Annotated in this window: 22 protein-coding genes and 1 pseudogene; 14 read left to right on the forward strand and 9 right to left on the reverse strand. The window is 59.4% G+C overall.

Going from position 1 to position 23,217, the window contains the following annotated elements; genetic code table 11:
- Positions 1-32 precede the first annotated feature (32 nt).
- The 9 genes from HV766_RS13825 to HV766_RS13865 all read left to right on the forward strand — a co-directional run bounded on the left by HV766_RS13825 (position 33) and on the right by HV766_RS13865 (position 10,490).
- Positions 33-1,010 carry a LysR family transcriptional regulator gene (locus HV766_RS13825; RefSeq protein ID WP_054456317.1) on the forward strand — a complete coding sequence of 326 codons (978 nt, stop codon included), beginning with the start codon at positions 33-35 and terminating at the stop codon, positions 1,008-1,010.
- On the forward strand, positions 1,007-2,470 hold the full coding sequence (locus HV766_RS13830) for a flavin-containing monooxygenase (RefSeq protein ID WP_175181335.1): 1,464 nt from the start codon (positions 1,007-1,009) through the stop codon (positions 2,468-2,470). Before HV766_RS13825 ends, HV766_RS13830 begins: the two co-directional genes overlap by 4 nt.
- Positions 2,467-3,441, forward strand: coding sequence for an ABC transporter permease (locus tag HV766_RS13835; RefSeq protein ID WP_175181336.1), 975 nt, complete (start codon positions 2,467-2,469; stop codon positions 3,439-3,441). The genes HV766_RS13830 and HV766_RS13835 overlap by 4 nt, the downstream gene beginning before the upstream one ends.
- Positions 3,438-4,352, forward strand: a complete 915-nt coding sequence (locus HV766_RS13840; protein WP_119451331.1) for an ABC transporter permease — start codon at positions 3,438-3,440, stop codon at positions 4,350-4,352. The genes HV766_RS13835 and HV766_RS13840 overlap by 4 nt, the downstream gene beginning before the upstream one ends.
- The gene (locus HV766_RS13845) at positions 4,349-5,356 is read left to right on the forward strand and encodes an ABC transporter ATP-binding protein (RefSeq protein WP_059373245.1); all 1,008 of its coding nucleotides are present in this window, start codon (positions 4,349-4,351) and stop codon (positions 5,354-5,356) included. The genes HV766_RS13840 and HV766_RS13845 overlap by 4 nt, the downstream gene beginning before the upstream one ends.
- A complete protein-coding gene (locus tag HV766_RS13850) occupies positions 5,353-6,366 on the forward strand; it encodes an ABC transporter ATP-binding protein (RefSeq protein ID WP_059373250.1) in 1,014 nt (337 codons plus the stop codon). The genes HV766_RS13845 and HV766_RS13850 overlap by 4 nt, the downstream gene beginning before the upstream one ends.
- Positions 6,367-6,431: 65 nt before the next feature.
- A complete protein-coding gene (locus tag HV766_RS13855; RefSeq protein WP_175161502.1) occupies positions 6,432-8,003 on the forward strand; it encodes an ABC transporter substrate-binding protein in 1,572 nt (523 codons plus the stop codon).
- 3 nt (positions 8,004-8,006) lie between these two features.
- On the forward strand, positions 8,007-9,302 hold the full coding sequence (locus HV766_RS13860) for an acyl-CoA thioesterase/bile acid-CoA:amino acid N-acyltransferase family protein (protein ID WP_175181337.1): 1,296 nt from the start codon (positions 8,007-8,009) through the stop codon (positions 9,300-9,302).
- Between the two features lie 18 nt (positions 9,303-9,320).
- Positions 9,321-10,490 (forward strand): CMD domain protein, encoded by a 1,170-nt coding sequence (locus tag HV766_RS13865; protein ID WP_175181338.1) that lies wholly within the window; start codon positions 9,321-9,323, stop codon positions 10,488-10,490.
- Between the two features lie 87 nt (positions 10,491-10,577).
- Here HV766_RS13865 and HV766_RS13870 read toward each other — a convergent pair whose 3' ends face one another.
- Entirely contained in the window at positions 10,578-11,207 is a 630-nt protein-coding gene (locus HV766_RS13870) for a LysE family translocator (protein ID WP_119451223.1), read from the reverse strand.
- Between the two features lie 34 nt (positions 11,208-11,241).
- Entirely contained in the window at positions 11,242-11,646 is a 405-nt protein-coding gene (locus HV766_RS13875; protein ID WP_175181490.1) for a VOC family protein, read from the reverse strand.
- Between the two features lie 230 nt (positions 11,647-11,876).
- Between HV766_RS13875 and HV766_RS13880 the strand changes: the two genes are divergently transcribed.
- The 4 genes from HV766_RS13880 (at position 11,877) to HV766_RS13900 (ending at position 16,501) form a co-directional block, all read left to right on the forward strand.
- Entirely contained in the window at positions 11,877-12,737 is an 861-nt protein-coding gene (locus HV766_RS13880) for a class I SAM-dependent methyltransferase (protein ID WP_175181339.1), read from the forward strand.
- Between the two features lie 109 nt (positions 12,738-12,846).
- Positions 12,847-13,422: a hypothetical protein gene (locus HV766_RS13885; protein ID WP_175181340.1), complete on the forward strand. Its 576-nt coding sequence runs from the start codon at positions 12,847-12,849 to the stop codon at positions 13,420-13,422.
- Between the two features lie 1,081 nt (positions 13,423-14,503).
- Positions 14,504-14,938: a hypothetical protein gene (locus tag HV766_RS13895; protein ID WP_175181341.1), complete on the forward strand. Its 435-nt coding sequence runs from the start codon at positions 14,504-14,506 to the stop codon at positions 14,936-14,938.
- A gap of 399 nt (positions 14,939-15,337) precedes the next feature.
- Positions 15,338-16,501, forward strand: coding sequence for a hypothetical protein (locus tag HV766_RS13900; protein ID WP_175181342.1), 1,164 nt, complete (start codon positions 15,338-15,340; stop codon positions 16,499-16,501).
- Positions 16,502-16,554: 53 nt separating this feature from the next.
- Here HV766_RS13900 and HV766_RS13905 read toward each other — a convergent pair whose 3' ends face one another.
- From HV766_RS13905 to HV766_RS13930, 6 genes and pseudogenes are all read right to left on the reverse strand, one after another.
- Positions 16,555-16,947, reverse strand: a complete 393-nt coding sequence (locus HV766_RS13905; RefSeq protein ID WP_415822936.1) for an integrase core domain-containing protein — start codon at positions 16,945-16,947, stop codon at positions 16,555-16,557.
- A gap of 79 nt (positions 16,948-17,026) precedes the next feature.
- Positions 17,027-17,755 carry a hypothetical protein gene (locus HV766_RS13910; protein WP_175181343.1) on the reverse strand — a complete coding sequence of 243 codons (729 nt, stop codon included), beginning with the start codon at positions 17,753-17,755 and terminating at the stop codon, positions 17,027-17,029.
- A gap of 82 nt (positions 17,756-17,837) precedes the next feature.
- The gene (locus HV766_RS13915) at positions 17,838-18,065 is read right to left on the reverse strand and encodes a hypothetical protein (RefSeq protein WP_175181344.1); all 228 of its coding nucleotides are present in this window, start codon (positions 18,063-18,065) and stop codon (positions 17,838-17,840) included.
- A 122-nt stretch (positions 18,066-18,187) separates the two neighbouring features.
- On the reverse strand, positions 18,188-18,718 hold the full coding sequence (locus tag HV766_RS13920) for a hypothetical protein (RefSeq protein ID WP_175181345.1): 531 nt from the start codon (positions 18,716-18,718) through the stop codon (positions 18,188-18,190).
- A gap of 67 nt (positions 18,719-18,785) precedes the next feature.
- A pseudogene (locus HV766_RS13925) lies at positions 18,786-18,914 on the reverse strand (transposase); the annotation flags it as partial.
- Positions 18,915-19,202: 288 nt separating this feature from the next.
- Positions 19,203-21,623 (reverse strand): SIR2 family protein, encoded by a 2,421-nt coding sequence (locus tag HV766_RS13930; RefSeq protein WP_175181346.1) that lies wholly within the window; start codon positions 21,621-21,623, stop codon positions 19,203-19,205.
- A gap of 463 nt (positions 21,624-22,086) precedes the next feature.
- Here HV766_RS13930 and HV766_RS13935 point away from each other — a divergent pair, with 463 nt between their 5' ends.
- A complete protein-coding gene (locus HV766_RS13935; RefSeq protein WP_175181347.1) occupies positions 22,087-22,416 on the forward strand; it encodes a YciI family protein in 330 nt (109 codons plus the stop codon).
- 82 nt (positions 22,417-22,498) lie between these two features.
- Here HV766_RS13935 and HV766_RS13940 read toward each other — a convergent pair whose 3' ends face one another.
- Positions 22,499-23,203 (reverse strand): hypothetical protein, encoded by a 705-nt coding sequence (locus HV766_RS13940; RefSeq protein WP_175181348.1) that lies wholly within the window; start codon positions 23,201-23,203, stop codon positions 22,499-22,501.
- Positions 23,204-23,217: the final 14 nt, after the last annotated feature.

Consider the following 23,217-nt stretch of genomic DNA (forward strand, 5'->3'; position numbering starts at 1 on the left):
CAAGAATTCGTCCTTGGCATAAATCAAACCAGATGGAACTTCGTCAACTCGAGGCCTTCGCGGCCGTCATGTCCACGGGCAGCGTCACTGCTGCCGGCCGGCTATTGGGACGCTCCCAGCCGGCGATCAGCCGGTTGTTGCAGGAACTGGAAGCCGAGATCGGCTATCCCTTGTTTGCGCGCAGCGGCCCGCGCGTGACGCCCACCGAGCAGGGCTTCCTGCTGTATGACGACGTCGAGCGCGCGTTGGCGGGCATGCAGCAGATCCGCAGCCGCGCCGATGAAATCGCGCGCGGCCAGGCCCAGCCGCTGCTGATGGCCGCCACCTCCGCCCTGGCGGCGGGCCTGGTGCCCGACGCGCTCAAGCGCATCGAGGACCGGGTCGGCGCCGCGCGCATCCAATTGCGCAGCGCCTCGCCCGAGCGCGTGGTGCACGCCGTGCTATCCGGCGCCGCGCAACTGGGCGCGACCAGCCTGCCGCTGGAACATCGCGGCCTGACGGTGCACTGGATCGGGCAAGCGCCCTGTGTGGTCGCGCTGCCGGAAAACGATCCGCTGGCGCAACAAGCCGTGGTGCCAGTCGCCGCACTGGCCGGGCGCCGCATGATCACGATGGCCAATCCCTATCGCCTGCGCCGCCGCCTGGATGCCGCGCTGGCGCAGAACGCCCAGACGCTGGGCACCATGGAAACCAACTCGTCCGTCAACGCCCTGGCCGCCGTGCGCGCCGGGCTGGGCGTGTCGGTGCTGGAACCGATCACCGCCTACGGCGCCCCCATGCCGGGCGTGGCGATCCGTCCCATCGACCTGGACATCCCCTTTTTCTTCGGGGTCATCACCCCGCAGTCGCAAACGCTGACGCCGGCCTGCCAGGCCATGGCGGACGCGCTCGCCCAAGCCGCCGCGGCCCTGCTGCCCGGCTTCGCCCTGCACGACGCCGCCGAGCATTCGGCCCTGCTGCAGTCGATCTATGGCGACGACGCCCCTCTTACGGAATCCCCTGCTATATGAATCAGCCTGTCGCCACCCCGCCGCAAGGCCTAGCCGCGCTGGAAGCGCGCCTGCGGCAAGACCTGTCCTGGCTGGAACTGCCCGCCAAGAACTGGGTCACGCCCCGCCTCGTCGACGGCCAGCCGGTGCTGGACGTGGCCATCATCGGCGGCGGCATGGCCGGCCTGGCCGCGGCCGCCTCGCTCAAGCACCTGGGCATCAACGCCCCGATCTTCGACCAGGCGCCCGAAGGCTATGAAGGTCCCTGGGCCACCACCGCCCGCATGGAAACCCTGCGTTCGCCCAAGCAATTGACCGGCCCCGCGCTGGGCCTGCCGGCGCTGACCTTCCGCGCCTGGTTCGAGGCGCAGTTCGGCGTTGACGCCTGGGAAGCGCTGGACAAGATTCCGCGCCTGCAATGGATGGACTATCTGCGCTGGTACCGCCGCGCACTGGACCTGGACCTGAAGAACGAACACCGCATCCTGGCCGTGCTGCCGCGCGCCGACCAGTTGGTGCAGCTGGACATCGAATCCCCCGCCGGACGCAGCACGGTGCTGGCGCGCCGCGTGGTGCTGGCCACCGGCCGCGACGGCCTGGGCGGCGCCTATGTGCCTGATTTTGCAAAGAAGCTGCCGCGCAACCGCTGGGCGCATTCGTCCGACGTGATGGACTACAACACCCTGGCCGGCAAGCGCGTGGGCGTGGTAGGTGCCGGCGCGTCGGCCATGGACAGCGCGGCCACCGCGCTGGAAGCCGGCGCCGCCAGCGTAGACCTGCTGATCCGCCGCAACGACATTCCGCGCATCAACAAGGGCAAGGGTGCGGGCAATCCGGGCCTGACCCATGGGCACCTGACCCTGCCCGACGAATGGAAGTGGAAGATCCGCCACTACATCAACGCCGCCCAGGTGCCGCCGCCCCGCGGCAGCACGCTGCGCGTCTCGCGCCACCCCAACGCCCGCTTCAACCTGGGCTGCGGCGTGCAGGACCTGGCGCTGGTCGGCGACGAGATCCACGTCACCACGCCCAAGGGCGTGTTCGTGCTGGACTTCCTGATCTTCTCCACGGGTTTCCGCATCGACTGGACCGTGCGTCCGGAGTTCGCCGCGCTGGCGCCGCACGTGCGCGCCTGGGGCGACCGCTACGTGCCGCCGGCGGGCGAGGAAGACCAGGAGCTGCATGATTCGCCCGACCTGGGCGCCGTGTTCGAACTTCAGGAAAAGACCCCGGGCGCCTGTCCCGGCCTGGACCGCGTGCATTGCTTCTCCTACCCCGCCGCGCTGACGCAAGGCACGATCTCGGGCGACATCCCGGCCATCAGCGAAGGCGCCAAGCGCCTGGCGCAAGGCATCGCCGGCCTGTTCTATCGCGAGGACGTGGAGACGCACTACGCCAATATGGAAGCGTTCTCCGAACCCGAGGTATTCGGCGATGAATGGACGCCGGCCCCGGCCCCGCAAGCGGAGACCGCGCAATGACGGGCTGGTTGCTGCGCCGCATCGCGCAAGCCGCGGTGGTGGTCTTCCTGATGACGCTGATCGTCTTCGTGGGCCTGCACGCCATCGGCAATCCGGTGGACATCCTGATCGGCCAGGACGTGGACCAGGTGGATCGCGCCCGCATCATCGCCGAACTCGGCCTGGACAAGCCGCTGTGGGAACAGTACCTGGCGTTCCTGAACGGCGCCCTGCACGGCAATCTGGGCAATAGCTTCGTCTACAACATCCCGGCCGTGGAACTGGTGATCCAGCGCCTGCCGGCGACGTTCGAGCTGGCCATCGCCGCGATGATGCTGGCCGTGGTGGTGGGCCTGCCGCTGGGCCTGTACGCCGGCCTGTATCCGGACAGCCGTTTCGCCAAGATGATCATGGCGGGCAGCATCGTCGGCTTCTCGCTGCCGACGTTCTGGATCGCGCTGATGCTGATCATGACCTTCAGCGTGTCGCTGGGCTGGCTGCCGGCCAGCGGCCGCGGCGAAACCGTGGAGCTCCTGGGCTTCCAATGGTCCTGGCTGACGGCCGACGGCTGGCGCCACCTGATCCTGCCGGCGTTCAACCTGTCGCTGTTCAAGATTTCGCTCGTGATCCGCCTGACCCGCGCCGGCGTGCGCGACGTGCTGCCGCTGGACTTCGTGAAGTTCGCCCGCGCCAAGGGCCTGTCGCCCATGCGCGTGGTCTGTGTGCACGTGTTGCGCAACACCATGATTCCGCTGGTGACGGTGCTGGGCCTGGAGCTGGGCTCCACCATCGCCTTCGCCGTGGTCACGGAAAGCATCTTCGCCTGGCCCGGCGCCGGCAAGCTGATCCTGGACAGCCTGAACGCACTGGACCGCCCCGTCATCGTGGCCTACCTGATCGTGGTGGTGTGCCTGTTCGTGACCCTGAACCTGATCGTGGACATTCTTTATAAAGTGCTGGACCCGCGGGTGCGGCTGGAGGCCTCGGCATGAGCGCCGTATCGACAAACCCCACTCCCGCGCTGCGCCGCGAATCGCCGTGGCGGCGCAACCTGGCCGAGTTCATGTCGTCCAAGACGGCGGTGCTGGGCCTGACGGTTGCCACGTTGCTGATCCTGGCCGCCATCCTGGCGCCCTGGATCGCGCCGCAGAACCCCTATGACCTGCTGCAGATCGACGTGCTGGACGCGCGCCTGCCGCCGGGCAGCATGAACGGCCTGGACACCTTCCACTACTGGCTGGGCACCGACGGCCAGGGCCGCGACCTGCTCTCGGGCATTCTGTACGGCCTGCGCATCAGCCTGATGGTGGGCGTGGGCTCGGCCGTCATCGCCGGCATCGTCGGCACGCTGCTGGGCCTGCTTGCGGCCTACGCCGGCGGCAAGGTCGACGCGCTGATCATGCGCCTGGTCGACCTGATCCTGTCGTTCCCGTCCATCCTGGTGGCCATGATGATCCTGGCCTACCTGGGCAAGGGCGTGGGCAACGTGGTGCTGACGCTGGTGATCCTGGAATGGGCCTACTACGCCCGCACCGCGCGCGGCCAGGCCCTGGTCGAGCGCCGCCGCGAATACGTGGAAGCCGCCCGCTGCCTGGACATCCCCAACTGGCGCATCATGTTGAAGCACATCCTGCCCAACTGCCTGCCGCCGCTGATCGTCATCGGCACTTTGCAGATCGCGCGCGCCATCACGCTGGAAGCCACCCTGAGCTTCCTGGGCCTGGGCGTGCCCGTGACCGAACCGTCGCTGGGGCTGCTGATCTCCAACGGCTTCCAGACCATGCTGTCCGGCGAATACTGGATCAGCTTCTATCCCGGCATCGCGCTCCTGATCACCATCGTGGCGATCAACCTGGTGGGCGACCGCCTGCGCGACGTGCTGAACCCGAGGACCCACAAATGAGCGCCGACCGCCATATTGCCGGCGCGCCGACGCTGGAGGTGCGCAACCTGCGCACCCACTTCCATACCCGCGCGGGCGTGCTGCCCGCCGTGGACGACGTTTCCTTCACGCTGGAACGCGGCAAGATCCTGGGCCTGGTCGGCGAGTCCGGCTCGGGCAAGTCCGTCACGGGCTTCTCCATCATGGGCCTGGTCGACGCGCCGGGCCGCATCGTCGGCGGCGAAGTGCTGTTCCAGGGCCGCGACCTGACCAAGCTGGCGCCGCGCGAACTGCGCAAGCTGCAGGGCAACCGCATCGCCATGATCTTCCAGGATCCGATGATGACGCTGAACCCCGTGCTGCGGGTGGACGCGCAAATGATCGAGACCGTGCGCGCGCACAACAAGATGAGCGCAGCGCAAGCCCGCGCCCTGTCGCGCGACACCCTGGGCATGATGGGCATCCCCAGCCCCGAAGAGCGGCTGCTGGCCTACCCGCATCAGCTGTCCGGCGGCATGCGCCAGCGCGTGGCCATCGCGATTGCCATGCTGCACCGGCCCGACCTGATCATCGCCGACGAACCCACCACCGCGCTGGACGTCACCATCCAGGCGCAGATCCTGTCCGAAGTGCAGAAGCTCGCGCAGCAGCACGGCACCAGCCTGATCTGGATCACCCATGACCTGTCGGTGGTGGCCGGCCTGGCCGACGACGTGGCGGTGATGTACGCCGGCCGCATCGTCGAACACGGCACCGTCGACGACGTGCTGGACCGTCCGCAGCACCCCTACACCGTGGGCCTGATAGACAGCCTGCCCAGCAACAACCGGCGCGGCCAACGCCTGCGCCAGATCCCCGGCATGACGCCCAACCTGCTCAACCTGCCCGCGGGCTGTGCCTTCGCGGCGCGCTGCTCGCGCGCCACCGCCGCCTGCGGCCAGCAGCCCGGCATCACCCAGGCCCTGCCCGAACACAAAGTGCGCTGCTTCCATCCCACGATCCAGACCAGCGAGGTAATGGCATGAGCACGACAGCCCCTACCCCGCTGATTGATCTCAGCCAAGTCAGCAAGCGTTTCGGCGAACGCCCCACCGGCCCCGCCACGCGCGCGATGCAGCGCCTGGGCCTGTCCAAGCCGCCCGCCGTGACCCGCGCCGTCGACAACGTCGACCTGATCGTCAACCCCGGCGAAGTGGTCGGCCTGGTCGGCGAATCCGGCTGCGGCAAGTCCACGCTGGGCCGCATCGCGGCCGGCCTCTTGACGCCCTCCGGCGGCGAGATCCGCATCAACGGCGTGCGCCCGGCCGACATGAACTCGGCCCAGGCCCATGCCGCGCGCCTGCAAGTGCAGATGATCTTCCAGGACCCCTACGCCAGCCTCAACCCTCGCCTGCGCGTGGACGAGATCGTGGGCGAAGCGGCCCGCATCCACGGCCTGGTCGGCAACGGCGACTTCGACGACTACGTCAGCGCCCAGCTGGAACGCGCCGGCCTGGACCCGGCCCTGCGCCAGCGTTACCCGCACCAGTTCAGCGGCGGCCAGCGCCAGCGCATCGGCATCGCCCGCGCCCTGGCCGTGCAGCCCACCATGCTGGTGTGCGACGAGGCCGTGGCCGCGCTGGACGTGTCGATCCAGGCGCAGATCCTGAACCTTTTCATGGACCTGCGCGAAGACCTGGGCCTGACCTATCTCTTCATCAGCCATGACCTCGGCGTGGTCGAGCACCTGTCCGACCGCGTCGTGATCATGTACCTGGGCCGCGTGGTGGAAACGGCGACCGTGGAAGAAGTCTTCCGCCATCCCAACCACCCGTATACGCAAGCCCTGCTGGCCGAGATCCCCAGCCTGAAGTCGCGCCACAAGACCTTTACCGCGATCAAGGGCGAGATCCCCAGCCCGCTGAATCCGCCGGGAGGCTGCCATTTCCATCCGCGCTGCCCGCATGCGATGCCGCGCTGCAAGACCGAGGTTCCCACCTTGAAGGGAATCGCCATCAACCACCTGAGCGCCTGTCACCTGAACGACATGGCGTGACCACCGCCGCCGCGCCGCGGCGCCCGAACCAACCGCCAGTTCCCCCTATACCAAGGACTCCGAACATGAAACGCCTGATTCTGACCACCCTGACCGCCGCCATCCTCGGCGCTTCCGCCGCCGCCAGCGCCGACGACCTGTCCATCGGCTTCGCCGACCCGCTGTCGTCGCTGGACCCGCAGCTGAACAACCACGCCGGCGACCGCTCGGTGGCCCTGCACTTCTGGGACCTGCTGATCGAGAACAAATGGAACAAGCTGCAGCCCGGCCTGGCCGTCAGCTGGAAGCCGCTGGACGACAAGACCTGGGAATTCAAGCTGCGCGAAGGCGTCAAGTGGCAGGACGGCACGCCCTTCACCGCCGATGACCTGATCTACTCCTACACCCGCGCGCGTGCCGTGCCGGGCAGCGTGGCCACCTACGCCGGCTATCTGCGCACCATCGACACGATGACCGCCAAGGATCCGCTGACGCTCATCGTCAAGACCAAGGCCCCCAACCCCGACCTGCCGCTGAACCTGGCCTCGGTGCACGTGGTCAGCAAGCACGTCGGTGAAAAGTCCACCACCGAGGACTACAACTCGGGCAAGGCCATGGTCGGCACCGGCCCCTACAAGTTCGTGTCCTACACCCCCGGCGACCGCGTCATCATGGAACGCAACGACGCCTACTGGGGCGACAAGCAGATCTGGGACAAGGTCAACTACCGCTACATCAACAACGCCGCCGCCCGCACCGCCGCGCTCTTGGCCGGCGACGTGGACGTGATCGACAAGGTCTCGGTGTCCGACCTGGCCAAGCTGCAAAAGGCCGCCAACGTGTCGGTCTACCCCTACGACGGCCTGCGCGTCATGCTGCTGCAGCCCAGCTTCAACCCCGCGCCCAACCAGTACATCACCGACAACAACGGCAAGCCGCTGGACAAGAACCCGCTCTTGGACGTGCGCGTGCGCCAGGCCCTGAACCTGGCCATCAACCGCAAGGCCATCGCCGACCGCATCCTGCAAGGCGCGGCCACCGAAGCCAACCAGTGGATGCCCAAGGGCACCATCGGCTACAACCCCGACGTCAAGGACATCCCCAACGACGTCGCCCAGGCCAAGAAGCTGCTGGCCGAAGCCGGCTACCCGGACGGCTTCAAGCTGACCATGCACGTGCCGAACGACCGCTACCCGCAAGGCCCGGAAACCGCCCAGGCCGTGGCGCAGTTCTGGACCCGCGCCGGCGTCAAGACCCAGGTGGAAGTCGTGCCATGGGCCGTGTACTCGGGCCGCGCCAACAAGAACGAATTCGCGGTCAGCATGCTGGCCTGGGGCAACGGCACCGGCGAAGGCAGCTACGCGCTGGTAAACATCCTGGCCACCGCCGACGCCAAGAAGGGCCTGGGCGCGTCCAACTGGGGCCGCTACAGCAACCCCAAGGTCGACGCCGCGCTGGAGCAATCCACCTCGGAATTCGACGTGGCCAAGCGTGAAGCCATCCTGCGCGACTCCGTCAAGATCGTGTACGACGACGTCGGCATCATCCCGCTGTTCCACTACAAGAACATCTGGGCCACCAAGAAGGGCCTGAAGGTCACCCCCATGACCAGCGACCGCACGGCCGCCATGATGGTGACGAAAGAGTCGGGCAAGTAAGCCATGACGCCCACCCTTACCATCACCCCGGCCGTCGACCTGATCGACGTGCCACGCCAGATCCGGGTCGAACACGTCGCGCCCGGCCAGACGGTGGAAATCACCGCCCTGACCCGCCGCAACGGCGTGCTCTGGCAAAGCCAGGCCGCCTTCGTGGCGGGCGCCGACGGCACGGTCGACCTGGGCCGCGACGCGCCCGTGTCCGGCGACTACGAAGGCGTGGCGCCCATGGGCCTGGTCTGGTCGCAGTCCCCCGTGGACTCGTCCAGCCGCGAACACTTCAACCACCCGGTGACCGAGGCCCTGGTCACCGACGTAGTGGCGCGCGTCGCGGGCTCGCAGGCCCAGGCCAGCTTCACCCAGCGCCTGGCGGCTGACGGCGTCACCCGGCAGGACGTGCGCGAGGAAGGCCTGGTCGGCACGCTGTACCTGCCGCCCGGCCCCGGCCCGTTCCCTGCCGTCATGATCCTGAACGGCTCCGGCGGCGGCATCAACGAACCGCGCGCGGCGCTCTACGCATCGCGCGGTTACGCCGCCTTCGCGCTGGCCTACTTCAAAGCGCCGGGCCTGTCGGACTACATCTCCAACACTCCGTTGGAATACTTCCAGACCGGCCTGCGCTGGCTGCGCAAGAAGGTCCAGCCTAAGCAAGACTTCGTCGCCATCAGCGGCCAGTCGCGCGGCGGCGAACTGGTGCTGCTGTTGGGCGCCACCTTCCCCGAGGAAGTCTCGGCCGTGGTCGCCTACGTGCCCGGCGCCGTGGTCCACAGCGGCCAGAACGCCTGCGATCCCAAGATCGGCCGCGAAGGCCCCACGTGGCTCTTGGGCGGCAAGCCCATCCCCCACGTCTGGGAAAACAACCGCACCGCCACCTGGGCGCCCTTCGACGAAGGCCCCTCGCCGCACCGCCACGAAAAAGCCATCCTCACCGCCCTGCAAGACCCTGATGCCGTGGCCCGCGCCCGCATCAAGGTCGAGGACATCCAGGGCCCCGTCATGCTGCTGTCCGGCACCGACGACGGCTCCTGGCCGTCCAGCATCTATTCCAAGATGGTGCAGGACAAGCTGGCCGAGGTGAACCACCCCTACCCGGTCGAGTGGCTGGACTACGAGAACGGCGGGCACTCCATCCTGTTCCCCTACGTGCCCACCACCCAGCTTGTCTACGCCCATCCCGTGTCCGGCAAGATCAGCACCAGCGGCGGCAACCCCAAGGACAACGCCCGCGCCGACCAGGAATCCTGGGAAGGCGTGAAGCAGTTCCTGGACGCCGCTGTCGCAGCACGCGCCGCCAAGTAAAGCATCAAGGAGATCCGCATGGCTGAACCCATCGTCTACAACGTCACGGACGACCTCGTCGACCGCCTGATCGGCCTGGCCCCGGGCGCCAAGACCTACGAAGTGCGCCACTTCCGCGAGAAGGTCGCCGCCGCAACCCAAGGCAGCTACGACGCCCTGTTCGACCCCGCGCTGCCCGGCCTGTCCCTGGCCGAGCGCCTGCTGGTCGCGCTGTACGCCACCCGCATCACCCCGTCGCCGCTGCTGGCCGCGCACTACCGCAAGCGCGTGGCCGAGGCCGGCGCCACCCCGGCCGACATCGCCGTCGCCGAATCCGGCAAGCCGTCAGACGCCGCCACCCCGCGCCTGGCCGCCATCCTGGAATTCACGCGCAAGCTGATCGAGAAACCCGTCGAAGGCGACGAAGCCGCGCTCAAGACCCTGCCCGCCGCCGGCGTCTCCACGCCCGCCGTGGTCACGCTGTCCCAGCTCGTCGCCTTCCTGTCCTACCAGGTCCGCCTCGTCGCCGGCCTGGAAGCCATGAAGGCCCTGGAAGCCGGCCCTGAGCGCGCCGCCAGCGTGCCGCCCGCGCCCTTCCCCGCCAACACCGCCGCCACCGCGCCCGGTGCGGTGATCAAGGCCCACGGCTTCACCAACGAATCGCTGGAATGGAAGGCCTGGCTGGACGTGGTCAACGTCGAAACCGCCACGCCCGAACAAGTCGCCGTCCTGGAAGAAAGCCACCCCAAGGCCAAGGTCTCGGACTACTACCTGTTCCTGGTGCATCAGCCCGAAATCCTGCGCCAGCGCTCCACGGCGTTCAACGCCATCATGTACGCGCCCGGCGGCCTGTCCCGCGCGGAGCGTGAACTGGGCTCGACCTACGTGTCGCGCATCAACGGCTGCGTGTACTGCGCGTCCGTGCATGCCCAGCGCTTCGAGCAGTTGGCCAAGCGCAACGAGGTCATCGCGCAGGTGTTTGAGGATCCCGCCACCGCCGGCACCACGGCGCGCGAACTCGCCATCGGCAAGTTCTCGATCCAGATCACCGAAGCGCCTGCCGCGGTGAACGCCGACAGCATCCAGGCCCTGAAGGATGCGGGCTTGAACGAAGGCGAGATCCTGGACCTGCTGCATTCGGATGCGATCTTCGCCTGGGCGAATCGCCTGATGCTGAACCTGGGCGAGCCGGTTTTCCCGCAGGCTTGATCCGGCGGCGTCCGGCCGCTTGCGTGCTGGACGCTTTGCCTGGAGCTTGTCATCGCCGGCGCTGGCCGGCGCTGACATGCGGCCCCATCAACGTTGCCAGGTCAGCAGCTTGACGCCCGCAACGCCAAACACCACGGCCACCGTCCCTTCGATCCAGCGCCGCAGCCTGGCGTACAGCGCAATCATTGGCGCAGTCGAGAACGCGATCGCATAGCCGCCAAACACCATCACGCCGAGCAACGCGCAACCTCCAATAATCGCGGGCAAAGTGCCGTTCGACGCGCTCTCCCCCAGCCCCAGCGACATGATCGCCATCCAGGCCAGCACCGCCTTGGGGTTGCCGATATGCATCAGCACGCCCTGGCGGTAGAGCACCCGATAGCGCGGCGTCGCGCGCCCCGTTTCCACCTTCGCAAAGGCCGCGCCCCGCCTCAACGCCGACCTGGCGCTGCGGAACGCCAGGTAAAGCAGATAGACTCCCCCCACCACCTTAATGATGAATAGCGCCTGGGCGGAAGCCGCCAGCACGGCGGAAATCCCAGTCGCAGCCAGCGTCGCCCAAAACAACGAGCCCGTAATGACGCCCGCCGCCAGCGCAAGCGCCGGCACACGGCCGTGACGCATCGCGGTTGCCATGATCGCCATATTGCTGGGTCCGGGACTGGCCGTGGCGATCAGATAGGTGCCGTACACAAGAGCGAGCTGACTCACGAGCATTTGCGTTTCCCCAGGGATGTCGGGCCTCTCCGCCTTACAGCGGGAGGTCCCCGCGATGAACGATGTGGACCTTGTTGCCGTCAGGATCGCGCAGATACGCGCCAAAGTAGCCGTCACCATAATGAGGACGTACCCCCGGTGCCCCTTCGTCCGTCCCGCCCTGCGCAAGCCCGCCCGCATGGGCCGTGCTCACGGCTTCCTGCGTAGGAGCCAGAAAAGCCACCATGCTGCCATTGCCCACCGTCGCCGGCTCGCCATCGTAGGGCATGTAGACATAGAAGCGCGGCAGCAGCGCCTGACCGGTCACCCAGCAAAGCGCCAAGGGCCCGCCATCCGGCTTGACTACGCGACGCTTCAGTCCAAGCGGAAGCAGCACCGCGTCATAAAAACGGCCCGCGCGTTCAAGATCACGCGTCCCGACAGTGATATGGCTGAACATTTGACGACTCTCCACGCGCCCGCCCTGATGGTCAGGCGCTTTCAGAAATGCATGACATGCCTCAATCGCATCGGGCATGTTACTCGCATGCCAGATAATCTGGATCGCCAGACACTGCACAGTCCGCGGCCGGTTTTCCCGGTTCGCCAGCGTCGGCGGCGTTTTCGTTAAACTGACGTTTTCCGCCTACTTATGCGCCCCGCCCATCGCGGGGCGCATTGCCTTACCCCATGTCCGACAAAACCCACGACATCCGCCCCGGCCAGTCGATCGAGCTGCTCAAGGCCCTGCACATCCTGACCCGCGACGGCAAGATGAACCAGGACAGCCGCCGCAAACTCAAACAGGTCTACCACCTGTTCCAGTTCATCGAACCGCTGCTCAAAAACGTCCAACAACAACGCGGCGCCGCCACCCTCGCCGACCACGGCGCGGGCAAGTCGTACCTGGGCTTCATCCTCTACGACCTGTTCTTCAAGGAACAGCCCGAGGCGCTGAAGAACGGCTCCCACATCTACGGCATCGAAACCCGCGAAGAACTGGTGAAGTCCTCGGAAGAACTGGCCAAGCGGCTGGGGTTTGGCGGCATGTCGTTCCTGAACCTGTCCGTGGCCGATTCGATCACGTCGGACAAGCTGCCCGCCACCATCGACGTCGTCACCGCCCTGCACGCCTGCAACACCGCCACCGACGACGCGATCCACTTCGCCTTGGAGAAGAAGGCCAAGTACATCGTCGTCGTGCCGTGCTGCCAGGCGGAAGTGGCCTCGGTGCTGCGCAAGAACAAGGCTAAGGCGCTGGCCGATCCGCTGGCTGAGATCTGGCGGCATCCGCTGCATACGCGGGAGTTCGGGAGCCAGATCACGAATGTGTTGCGCTGTCTGCAACTGGAAGCGCATGGGTATCAGGTCAGCGTGACGGAGCTGGTGGGGTGGGAGCATTCGATGAAGAATGAACTCATCATCGCGCACTACAAGGATTTGCCGCGCAGGAAGCCGGCTGACCGGCTGACGGAAATGCTGGATAGGATTGGGCTGCAGGAATTGAAGGATCGGTTCTTTGTGCCGCAGCCTGCAGAGGCGGCGGCGTAAGCGCCTGTCCTGCTTCATGCCGCGGCGTCAGCATCCGTGGTGCGTGCCGTCGTCTGCTGCCGGATGCACCGCATGACGCGGTGAACACCATGCGAACAGCATTCCCCACATGTCCTCTCGCCCGCGCAAGGCATCCCCTGAGCAGACGGCGCTGCTAACAGCGGCCTTCCCCGCGCGACTGCAAGCCGAAGTGGCACATATCGCCGAGGAGATCTGTCCCTCGGTCATGAGCGGCCGCGGATTGTCCGTCATCGTGCAGGACGAGTCATTGACGCTGCCCTATCGCGTTCAGCATGGGAACAGCGACTCCTTGTCTTCCACGCTGGGCGAACCCCAAGCGCTGATCTACGCGTGCATACAGTCACGCCATCACGACGGCCACGTGCGTCAGCGCCAAATTGAGCGACTGGCTGGGGCTTCCGAGCCTTGGGTTGTGCCGTTCGTGGTGCAGCTCTGCAGTGAATACGTCGTTGAAATCCTGCAGGACATCGAGGCGCGCTTGCCATTGCTGGATAAGCACGTCTACGGAACGGTTCTTCGAGGCAATCCGGCCTTTCTGGATCTGGCGCAGCAACGCATGACCAGCTACTGGGATTGCTACTACCGGCGGCGCTGGCTCAGGAGCGAAACCTATGTAGGGTTTCGCTTGTTCAAGCAGTTTCGCGACTGGCAAGTCTCAAGCTAAGACCTCACGAGCGTGAAAAGCTCGATCCGCGGATCAATTGCCAGAGCTGCGGCGCAACCGATCGGATGAGTTCTTGTTCAAGCGCTTCGCTTCGTCTTCCGCGTAGTCTTCCTCGCCCTCTTCGTACTTGCCTTCGTACATGCAGCTGCTGCGGTTCCATCCGCACTCACCGCCGAGTGAACAACCTGAGCTCAAGGCGGCAAGGAACAAGAGGATGCTGCAACGGCCTAATCTTTGAATCGACATATCGCTCCCTGATGATCGGGGTAAGTGTAAGGGATGGAGATGACGACTGAGTCGGCATGGCCTGAGCCTGCATTGGAAATGGCCGCAACGCATGGCGCGGATTTAGGCTCAAGTGTGCTCAATTTGGCACGGGTCACGCTTGATTGCGATGTCCGTCGGCCTCGATACTGGCATTGCAATCCCACAAAGATCGCCCAGATTGACAGCTGGAAAAGACGGACGACATGGTCGCTGCAATGGCGACTGCCTTCTCTTTATTACGTCAATACTGGAGCGGCTGATGGACCATCACCCTTTGACTCATGACCGGTGGGCTACGCCGGATGATCCGGAGTTCGTCAGGGTACGGTTTGCCGAGCTTCGGAAAATGGAACGGGCGTGCTCCGCGATTTGGGCTGTTGCTCGAATCGTGGGGAATAGCGCGAATGAGCCTGAAGCTAGTGGCAGGCAACCGCTTGATGCTTGGATTATGTCCAATTTAATCGGAGGAATTGAAGGCCTATGCGATCACATCGCGGACCTTGTGGAGTCAAATCTTGACGAATCCAATTTTAGGGAAAGTGCGCCAGACACCGATTAACTACATGCGGTAGACGAAATTTTTGTCTGACACCCTATCTTGTATGCTTGCGGACATGATCCCGAAACGGTAGCGCGCAACAGGAAAAGGGTCGGTGGATTTGACGGCTAAAGTTAAACTGGTTTCTTGTGCGCCATGCATGCCACAAAGTTAGGCTACAAGTCCTTGCTGGATTTTTTCGGGTCAGTTTAGACCACAAGCGCCAGATATGGCCTGCATTTTCGCGTGGTCTACATCAATCAAGTTAGGTGCCATATGTCATTGCCTGATCTACGCCAAGCCTCGCTGCTTGGAGAGTACTCCGACCGTCTTGAATATCAGATCGGGGGGACTCTCGTATGGGTGCTGTTTGGCGGCCCAGAACAACAAGTCGCCGCTCTGGAGTCGGCTTGTCAGCAATTTCCTTCGATCTGGACTGCGATCCCCGCAGTCATATCGGAGGCGGAGCACGCATCTCGCGTCGAACTGCCTGAGTTCTGGCAGATGCATGAAGCCGCGGGTACTTCAAGCGAAGTTCTTTCAGTGTGGGGAATCTGGATTGAACCTGTCTCTGGAACCGCAACGTACGAGGTCAGCACCAATCACGCCTTTGATCTACCTCCACAAATGGACCTTTCCTCGTTTCCGGCTGAGAGCTCTGTCATGATTGAGCGTAACAAGGAAGGTGTCATTAGTACCGAAGCAAGGTGAGGCTGTACTCAGTAGGCTCCTAACACCCTCAACCAACCGACCATCCAACGAGCTTTGCGGTGGCCCCTGGCCCGCGGCGGTCATTCGTCCTGCTTGATCCGGTTATCAGCCGTGAGGGCATTGCGCTCGATCTCGAGGACCTTGGTCGCTCCTAAGCCAGATACACTTTCAATCTATTGAAGGTCAGAAGAATGAACCGAAAACCTATAGGCCGGGCCGGCGGTGGTGTCATAGACTATGTTGCGGCGGCCCTCGTTGACACGTTGTCTGCGTTAACTTGTAGCCTGGCACCATTTTTTGGTATAAATTTAACCGTCACCTTAAGGCGCATTAATCTCTCGATCAAATAGTAAATCTGACAGCAAATATCAACCATTCCTGTGATTTTCAGAAAATGCCATGCGCATTCGTTACATCATCCCAATTAAAGGTAAATTAGTCGTCCCAGACCACTGGACCATTCCGATTCAAGGTGGCTCCTGTCGTATTATTGAGGAGGCCGGATTAGCCAAAGCATTGGAGATCACCTTCGCGAATCAATCTATCGAGCATGCTCCCCATATCAAAAAATTGGAAAACGGCAGCACCGAGATATTGGTACGCGATCCCTTATGGCTTTTTGTCAAACAGCAGTTGGATGGTGCGATGGCCTTCCTTCACTGCTTTCACGACATTGTGCTTGCAACTGAGGAGCCAGATATCAGATATGAGGGCGAGACAGAGGAGGAGGAGAGGAAGATTGCTGTCAAATCCATGGCTCAGAAATTTGAGGAAACTCCAATACATATTTCCTTTGACATGTTCACACGGGCAATTATGGCGGCAAACAAAAATAATGCGCCAAAATTCGAGTCCACCCTCGCCCGAGCTGCGAGCAAGTCGTTATCTGACCAACAGTTCATAAATTCCTTTCGCTATTCCTTCCTACTTATTGAATCGCTGTACGGAAGAGGTCAATTCAAATCTTCCAAATTAAAAGAAGCACTGAAGAACAATGCCTTTTTCGTGAAAATGGTAAAGGAAAATATGTCAGATCCACTTATGATGAAATCTCGACATATTTCGGACACTACGGAACTTCTTGCCACCCCCCCTTCTGCCGAAAGGATAATAGAGCATCTTGTAGAAAAAAGAGGCTTTTATTTCCATGGAAACATAGAACGCAAGGATGCTTGGCGGCCTGAGCAACAGCAAGAGGCCGAGGCCTTAGCCATATTCTCGATAGGACTCGTCCTTCTTATCACCCGTGAGGCATCAACCCCGATGTTTGATGAATGTTTTGCGGCTCAACATTATGAGGATGCAAAAAATGCAGGAGCAACAATCGTGTTCCATGTAAATTTCAAATTTCAAGATCCAATAAGAAATTCATCTCACACTAATCAAATCAATATTGAAACACCAGGAACAAAACTCACTTCTAAAATCGCATTAGACGTAGCAAAGCTCTTCCTGGAAAAATTTGAGTACTATCATCCATTGGCCAAACTCGAACATGTCGAATGCCTAACCCAAGATCGCTCAGAAAAAATATTCGAGATGAAATTTCATACGAAAAAATAAGCAAATTACTCGAAGATAAAGAAACACCTCACCTGTAAGCGTAAGCACCCCTGTCAAGTAGACAGTGTCTGATAGACGATCGGAGCGAGGGTTAATCGAGGCATAAAGTTCACCGGCGGGAGGCCGCCCAGCGTCTCATGCGGGCGGTATTCGTTGTAATCGGCCAGCCATCGATCGGTAATTGCTTGGACCTGCTCAAGGTTGGCGAACAGATGTGCATCGAGTACATCGGTTCGATAAGTGCGATTGAACCGCTCGATAAAGGCGTTTTGATTCGGCTTGCCAGGTTGGATATAGCAGATCGAGATGCCTTTGGCAGCAGCCCATTCGGTAAAGGCCCCGGAGATCATCTCCGGGCCGTTATCCAGGCGTATTGCGCCGGGAGGCCGATAGCAATCAATTAAGCGGCTCAAGACGCGAGTCAGGCGTGCCGAAGGGATGGACATGCCTGCCTCGATGACCAAGAGAGAAAAGGTGTCAGACTACAATTTCGCTTCCGAAAGTGTAGTCTGACACCTTTCTTTCTTATTTTATTTTCTCAGAGAATGGGAGATCCATTCTTAGAACCCCCTCTTCCTGTAGGCGCTTAAAAACAATCTCTTCGCTAACAGGAATATCAAAGTACAACATCAAAATTGCCGCATTGATGTCCCGAAAATATCGCAAAAACTCCACCGACCTTCTTAACGCATGATCAAAGGCCAACCAGAGTGCCTTCTCATGAGCTATCCAGCGAGTCCACTGCTGAAAGATCGCCGCCTTGCTCTTATTGCTATGCGCTAATTCCCCGTAAATGACCGTATCCAAGATGGTCCCATGGGATAGCACCACTCCGTTGGGACAAAGCGACGAGTCTGCGGCGAAAAATATAGCGTATTGCTCTCGTAAATCGATAAAGGTGTTACGAAAGACCGGATGAACATGATCGTAGATATCGGCCAAACGGGCAACGGCAAATCTGTCGTTGTTCTGGGTAAGCATTCTATAGGTTAGAACTACGGCCTCTATATTTTCCCGATCAAAATGGTGCAACCCAAAGTCGTTTACCTCAGCTTCCAGTTCGAGCTCAACAGGTTCGCTCGTTGCATCGATGACTGACCTAATTGATACGACACGCCCCCTAGCCTCCACCAGACTAAGTGATGCACCAGGGGCTTGGAAAAAGCGAGCATGCTCAAGTCGCGACACCTTCCGGTTGAATCCTAATAATCGCTCTCGCAGCTCGGAAACCATCGTGACATTGGTGCTTTGCATAAGATCTTCCGTTAATCCGCATTTACGAATAAAGGGAAAATGGTGTCAGACTACAAGTTAGAAAGAAATCGTAGCCTGACACCTATTCTGTAACATCTCCCGTCGTGCGCAGGCCTTCCTGATATTGGTACATCCCTTCGTTCAGGCGGACCGGATCGAAGCTCAGATTCAACAGGGCACGATACGGAACACCTTCGCCGCGCGGTTCCATCACGTATCCGCCTTGCGGCAGTTTGGTTTCCAGCACCCGCCAATCAAGCGGCGGCAAATGCATGTCGCGGGAGCACAGAAACTGGTGGTGTTCGGACATGGGTGGGACTCGCTCTGCTGCAGTGATTGGGGCCGGCGAATTGTAAGCTGACGCCCCATGTAGAAATAATGGGAGCCTACAATTTAGACCGAGCGAAATTTTAATCTAGGATCTTGTTCCGGTCATTCAATCTCTTCCCATTCGCCGGTTTCTTTGTTTCGAATCATGCGCTGTTCGCTCGGGTAGTCGCGGCCCACAATTCTGAATGCTTGAAGAATTTGGTCAATATCAACAAAGTACAACTTCTCACCTCTTGTTTTATCTGAGGCAACATATACGCCTGCTAACGCGTCCTTTTCATCTAAAACCATACTAAAAATAAAACTATGAACAAACTGGTTGCACAAAAAAACCAGATCACGCATTTCTTTTTGCTGAATCGTCAAATCGTAATGCTCTTCGATTCGATGCCAGTTAAAATAATCTGGCCGTCCAATCCGAGGCGACCAGACCAAGGAATAATTTCCTCTTCGCGTCGACGGTGAAACCTTGAACGTATCAAGCAATTTTCGAATGGAATAAAACCCAATGAAAATTTCTCTTTCAATACGCGCGGAGTCACGTTCAAAATTCTCCTCATCATTACGCCATCGCTTCAACCACGACGCACTACGCAATAAAGGTCGTTTCCAATATTGAGATTCCCAAATCATTACTCATTCCAAATGAAAGAAATGCGAAATATGGTGTCAGACTACCAGCGAAATTGTAGTCTGACACCTTTTTCTGCAGTTTGCAGTACGTTGCCTCGGAGATACCGTGCTTGCGGCACAGTTCTGCAGGCTTGGCACCTGCATCGGCCTCCTTGAACACGCCGATGAGTTGTTCTTCCGTGAATCGTTTCTTCATTGCCATTCCTTTGGGAACGGACTCTACATCGATTTCGTACTAATCACGGGGAGCAGGTCAGTCGAGTACAAAACCCATCGGCCCCACAGTGTGCTCGGATATGTAATTCCAGCGAAATTCGTTCAGGCTCACCAGAAGGAAACCCCGTTACCCCCGGACTCTATGTCGACGCCATACTAAATCCGCGGGCAGGTCAGCATTGGCTGCTTGAATTTCCTTACAGGCTAGCGTATCGGTTCAGGCCGAAGCGCTATCTGGATCGGTATCACAGGCGAAGAACTGACTACACTACTGTCGTTTCAATATGCGAATACAATTGCCAAGACTAATTCTGCATGGCTCAGTTCCCCAGAGAGCCTTTTCGCTTGCCGGCAAAGCAACCAACTTTTCCACAACCAAACTTAAGCCATAGCAAAGAGCCGCACATTGCGCATCAGTAAAGTCACCATTTCGCTTGGAAATCATTGGCTCTAGTTTGAGAAATGCCTTTATCACGTGATTCCTGTGATTGCCGTCGTCAATCATGGCGCGACACGTTTCCATGAGTTCGGTAAGCTTTTCAAACCTGGTCACGGGTTGACCAACACTGGAAAAAAATAGCTCCAAATCGCACAACAACCCGAGAAAGTTCGTATCAAGTTGAAAAGTTTTGAAGCCAGGGCGCGTGGCACCACGCGCATACGCCTCAGCCATGTGTGACTCAGCCAAGTCCCATCGAGGCTCATCCTGCCAAAAGATACTGTATTGAAGCCAAAATAGAGGCTCCTTCTCAATTAGCGCATCACGACGGCATGATTCGTAGAGTTTTCCAATTGTTTTTCGTTTATCCGGGGTGTGTCCGATAATTGAGTTAATAAACCCAAATCGAATCACTGCCGAAAGAAGTCCCCGCGCCCTCCGGAATCGTTCCGAAGAAAAATCACATTCCTCATCAATTCGGCGTGCAGCCTCTGCGGCAAGATCAAAAATAATTCCAACAAAATCTTTTGGGTCAATATACTTTCGCAATATATGCTCGGATAGAACCGATGAATACGGCGCAAGCTTATCCATGCTGTACTCCATAAGCTCAAGGACGCTCTCTCCTAAGCCGCTCAATATTGCGTAAGGGTCTTCTCCAATGACATTTTCGATAAAGCCGACATCCACAGGAAGGCCAGCGGATTTCAATATCGAACTAATGCATATGAGCCTTCTTGCTGAGGCATTCTGAAGCAGCGGATTAATAACCGATCTTAGTCGCTTCGCAATTTCCGGATCATCGTAAGACATTAACAAGAAGTCGCGAAACTCGATTCCTTCACGAATATCAGCGACCCGTGCAAGAGCAGTAAGCCCGGCCTTTCCAAGCAGGTTTCGAAGAGCAGTCGCGTCCTCGTGATCTAACCTATCAATCCCGACTCTCGCTATCTTTCCACGGAGCCTATTATGAACCTCTTGCATCCTAACTTGTAATGTACTGGATGAAATTTCCACCACATATCTTGCATTTTCAGTTAGCCCATCAAACAAATGAATATTGGCAATTGCGCTATCGTAATTGGGGAAAAATATTACAGGCGCATCGATCCCCTTCAAAAATTCGATATCCTGGGGAAGTGGTGAAATGCTATCTCTTAATATGAAGCAACGGCGCCCTTCCTGCGACAAAACAACCTTAAGCTCATCACTGACGATTGTCTTTCCATTCCCAATTTTGCTGTGAATGACAAGTGTTTTACTCTCTTTCAGTGCATCCCTACATGTATCCAAAAGATTTTTCCTAAATACAACATATTCTGACTCTGGTAGAGTTGACCTCATCGCATCAAATCTAGTTCTCCCGAATGCAAGCAGCTCTTGGATTTCAGCGGAAGTTGGCTTTAATGGCAGCTTATTGTCCTTTGAGAGGTCAACGTAGCGAAAGGAACTCAACTCCCTTTCATGAGCCGGGGTTGCCTCAACTTTGGCTCGATTCAATCTATCTACGAACCCCGTCATCTCAAACGAATGCCGCACACCGTAGTCCGCTAATTTTGAGGCCATTATCGGACTCTTAGGATTTCTTAAAATAAAGTGTCGCCGCCCCTCCATGCCTGGGTACTTAATTAAATAGCTTGCAGGTTCAAAGTCGTTTATGTCATACCCGAGGAAAAATACGTACTGTGAGATTTTTATATCTCGATCGAACCAATCCCACCAGCGAGACTTCTTAACTCTCTGTTCCACGTACGAGCGACGAGTTAAGACAAGTGACTGATCTAGGTTGTTCGGCTGACACTTGGCGATTGATCCGTGCAGATGGACGACAGCACCTTTACGTAGCTGCCGAGGTGGCTCATCTGTCAAGTCAAAAATATCTCCATTCGCGTTTCTATTGTTCTCCGCCCTGAAAACGGAAACCGAATTGTCGTAATTTGTTGTGTATATCCTTAGCCAAGGTAGAGACAGAATACTACGCTGGGAGTCCGTGAGCTGCTTAATTGTGTAGAGCCCCTCAAGCAACCCAAATAGATCAAGCTTCTGTGATATGGCATACCCCGCCGAATCGGTGAAATCAGAAGGCTCGTCCACTGGAATATTAGCCAGTATTTTTATCGCTTTATTTAGCCCATTTCCAACAGGAGGGTAGCCATTGTTCTTGTTTTTCGAGTCAGCAGAAAAGCCTGCCCCAAGAAAAATAACGCAGCGAGAAGGGTCAAATACCTTAGGGAAATCATCAAAACTCAAGACCGCCTCCATATTATTTAATCTCTGAAACCATGACGACATACCGTTATCTCAAGAACGGTCCTAGTCGGTGTAGGGACACGAGCCTTGCCCCGCATCTCTGGACAAGTGCCTTAACCTAAAATAGCGCCGCCAGACTACCTTTTCTATAGCAAATTTATAGTGCGACATCTTTTCTGCCCTCCGGAGAAAAGGTATCAGACTACAATTCCGCTTCCGAAATTGTAGTCTGATACTTAGGTTTCCCCACGAATTCATCGGCATCCTCCCATGGATTCGGCAAAGTCGTGTGGTGCTTGCAAGAGCCCAAGCACCGACGTTGCGGTCAAAGTCAGAACCCTCTCGGCATAGATCATGACGCCCAGCGTAAGCAACGAGATGGTCTAAATATGGTGTCAGACTACAATTCTCTCGGTAGATTGCAGCCAAACACCATTTCTCCCACGCGCAAAGGGGGTAACCCATGCCAAAATTCGTGACCATCGGGTATGGCGATCAACAAGACTACGACAGTACGCCCGCAGCCATCCGAAACGCAGCGCATGCGCACGACGCACAATTGCAGAAAGGCGGGGTATTGATGGGCGTCGCAGGCAAGCCCGTACAAGTGCGCAACCACGAGGCGGTCCGGGTCGAAACAACACCCGGCCCCTTCATGAAATCCCCCTCGCCCGTAGCAGGCTTCGCCATCATCGAAGCCGCCGACATGGCCGAAGCTATAGCGATGGTGTCGAAAACGCCCTGCGCCGTCGCGCACGGGGTCGTTGAGGTATGGCCGCTGGAACAGCCGTAGCGGCACCTCTCATTTGCACCGTAGGTGTATGTCTTGCAAGAACAAGGGAATGGCAACCCGGCACCTATTCCCTACCCGGCATTCACAAATGCCGATGGCTGCAAACCATAGCCAACCCGGTCAGCTCCTCAATCAGCTTGGCCAGCCCCCTGGCGCTACCCTCATCCAGCCATTCTGTCCGGACCATGCGAAACCCCATCGCCAGGCTGTACTGCCAATCCAACTCCAGTATCCGGTAATCACGGCCATCTTCTGCGCAATGCCATTGCGCAGCGGGATCCTCGTAAGCCGCCCCAATGAAATCAACATGCGAGTCAAACGGCGGCATTGATTCCAGCAGTACGTCTGAACCCGGCAAGCTCGGCTCGGAGAGGTTTTCCCCCACAGCCACACGCGGCTCCGGACCGTCGTACGCCAGCAGCATCAGCGGAAAATTCCTGGGATCCGCATCATAGGAGGCTTGGGTGTCAGGAGTGAGATAGGGTCTTGCCGCAGGCCCCAGGCAGTATTGCGGGCTGTTCCAATCGCTGCCCTCATTATCCGCATACAGCTCCCCAGGCGTGATGCCGTGGCTGGCCAACAACTCCAGAGCTTCGGCCATGGTGTCGTTATGGCGAATGGGAATATCCGCAGGCAGATACCCGGCCCGCACGTACATCGCGATCACGTCGCCTGTCGTGCGCAACGGTTCCTGATACTGGCACGAGCCTTCGTTCAGGGTGGCCAAGCCGAAGCTCAGGTTCAACAAGGCGCGGTACGGGATATTGTCGCCGCGCGGTTCGAGCACGTATCCGCCTTCCA

The organism is Achromobacter aegrifaciens (assembly GCF_902859735.1).
GTDB classification, from domain to species: Bacteria; Pseudomonadota; Gammaproteobacteria; order Burkholderiales; family Burkholderiaceae_B; genus Achromobacter; species Achromobacter aegrifaciens.

Bases quoted from the DNA above. Each gene is read 5' to 3' on its own strand.
- HV766_RS13825 (WP_054456317.1), top strand. From the start codon at position 33: ATGGAACTTCGTCAACTCGAGGCCTTCGCGGCCGTCATGTCCACGGGC.
- HV766_RS13830 (WP_175181335.1), top strand. From the start codon at position 1,007: ATGAATCAGCCTGTCGCCACCCCGCCGCAAGGCCTAGCCGCGCTGGAA.
- HV766_RS13835 (WP_175181336.1), top strand. From the start codon at position 2,467: ATGACGGGCTGGTTGCTGCGCCGCATCGCGCAAGCCGCGGTGGTGGTC.
- HV766_RS13840 (WP_119451331.1), top strand. From the start codon at position 3,438: ATGAGCGCCGTATCGACAAACCCCACTCCCGCGCTGCGCCGCGAATCG.
- HV766_RS13845 (WP_059373245.1), top strand. From the start codon at position 4,349: ATGAGCGCCGACCGCCATATTGCCGGCGCGCCGACGCTGGAGGTGCGC.
- HV766_RS13850 (WP_059373250.1), top strand. From the start codon at position 5,353: ATGAGCACGACAGCCCCTACCCCGCTGATTGATCTCAGCCAAGTCAGC.
- HV766_RS13855 (WP_175161502.1), top strand. From the start codon at position 6,432: ATGAAACGCCTGATTCTGACCACCCTGACCGCCGCCATCCTCGGCGCT.
- HV766_RS13860 (WP_175181337.1), top strand. From the start codon at position 8,007: ATGACGCCCACCCTTACCATCACCCCGGCCGTCGACCTGATCGACGTG.
- HV766_RS13865 (WP_175181338.1), top strand. From the start codon at position 9,321: ATGGCTGAACCCATCGTCTACAACGTCACGGACGACCTCGTCGACCGC.
- HV766_RS13870 (WP_119451223.1), bottom strand. From the start codon at position 11,207: ATGCTCGTGAGTCAGCTCGCTCTTGTGTACGGCACCTATCTGATCGCC.
- HV766_RS13875 (WP_175181490.1), bottom strand. From the start codon at position 11,646: ATGTTCAGCCATATCACTGTCGGGACGCGTGATCTTGAACGCGCGGGC.
- HV766_RS13880 (WP_175181339.1), top strand. From the start codon at position 11,877: ATGTCCGACAAAACCCACGACATCCGCCCCGGCCAGTCGATCGAGCTG.
- HV766_RS13885 (WP_175181340.1), top strand. From the start codon at position 12,847: ATGTCCTCTCGCCCGCGCAAGGCATCCCCTGAGCAGACGGCGCTGCTA.
- HV766_RS13895 (WP_175181341.1), top strand. From the start codon at position 14,504: ATGTCATTGCCTGATCTACGCCAAGCCTCGCTGCTTGGAGAGTACTCC.
- HV766_RS13900 (WP_175181342.1), top strand. From the start codon at position 15,338: ATGCGCATTCGTTACATCATCCCAATTAAAGGTAAATTAGTCGTCCCA.
- HV766_RS13905 (WP_415822936.1), bottom strand. From the start codon at position 16,947: ATGTCCATCCCTTCGGCACGCCTGACTCGCGTCTTGAGCCGCTTAATT.
- HV766_RS13910 (WP_175181343.1), bottom strand. From the start codon at position 17,755: ATGCAAAGCACCAATGTCACGATGGTTTCCGAGCTGCGAGAGCGATTA.
- HV766_RS13915 (WP_175181344.1), bottom strand. From the start codon at position 18,065: ATGTCCGAACACCACCAGTTTCTGTGCTCCCGCGACATGCATTTGCCG.
- HV766_RS13920 (WP_175181345.1), bottom strand. From the start codon at position 18,718: ATGATTTGGGAATCTCAATATTGGAAACGACCTTTATTGCGTAGTGCG.
- HV766_RS13935 (WP_175181347.1), top strand. From the start codon at position 22,087: ATGCCAAAATTCGTGACCATCGGGTATGGCGATCAACAAGACTACGAC.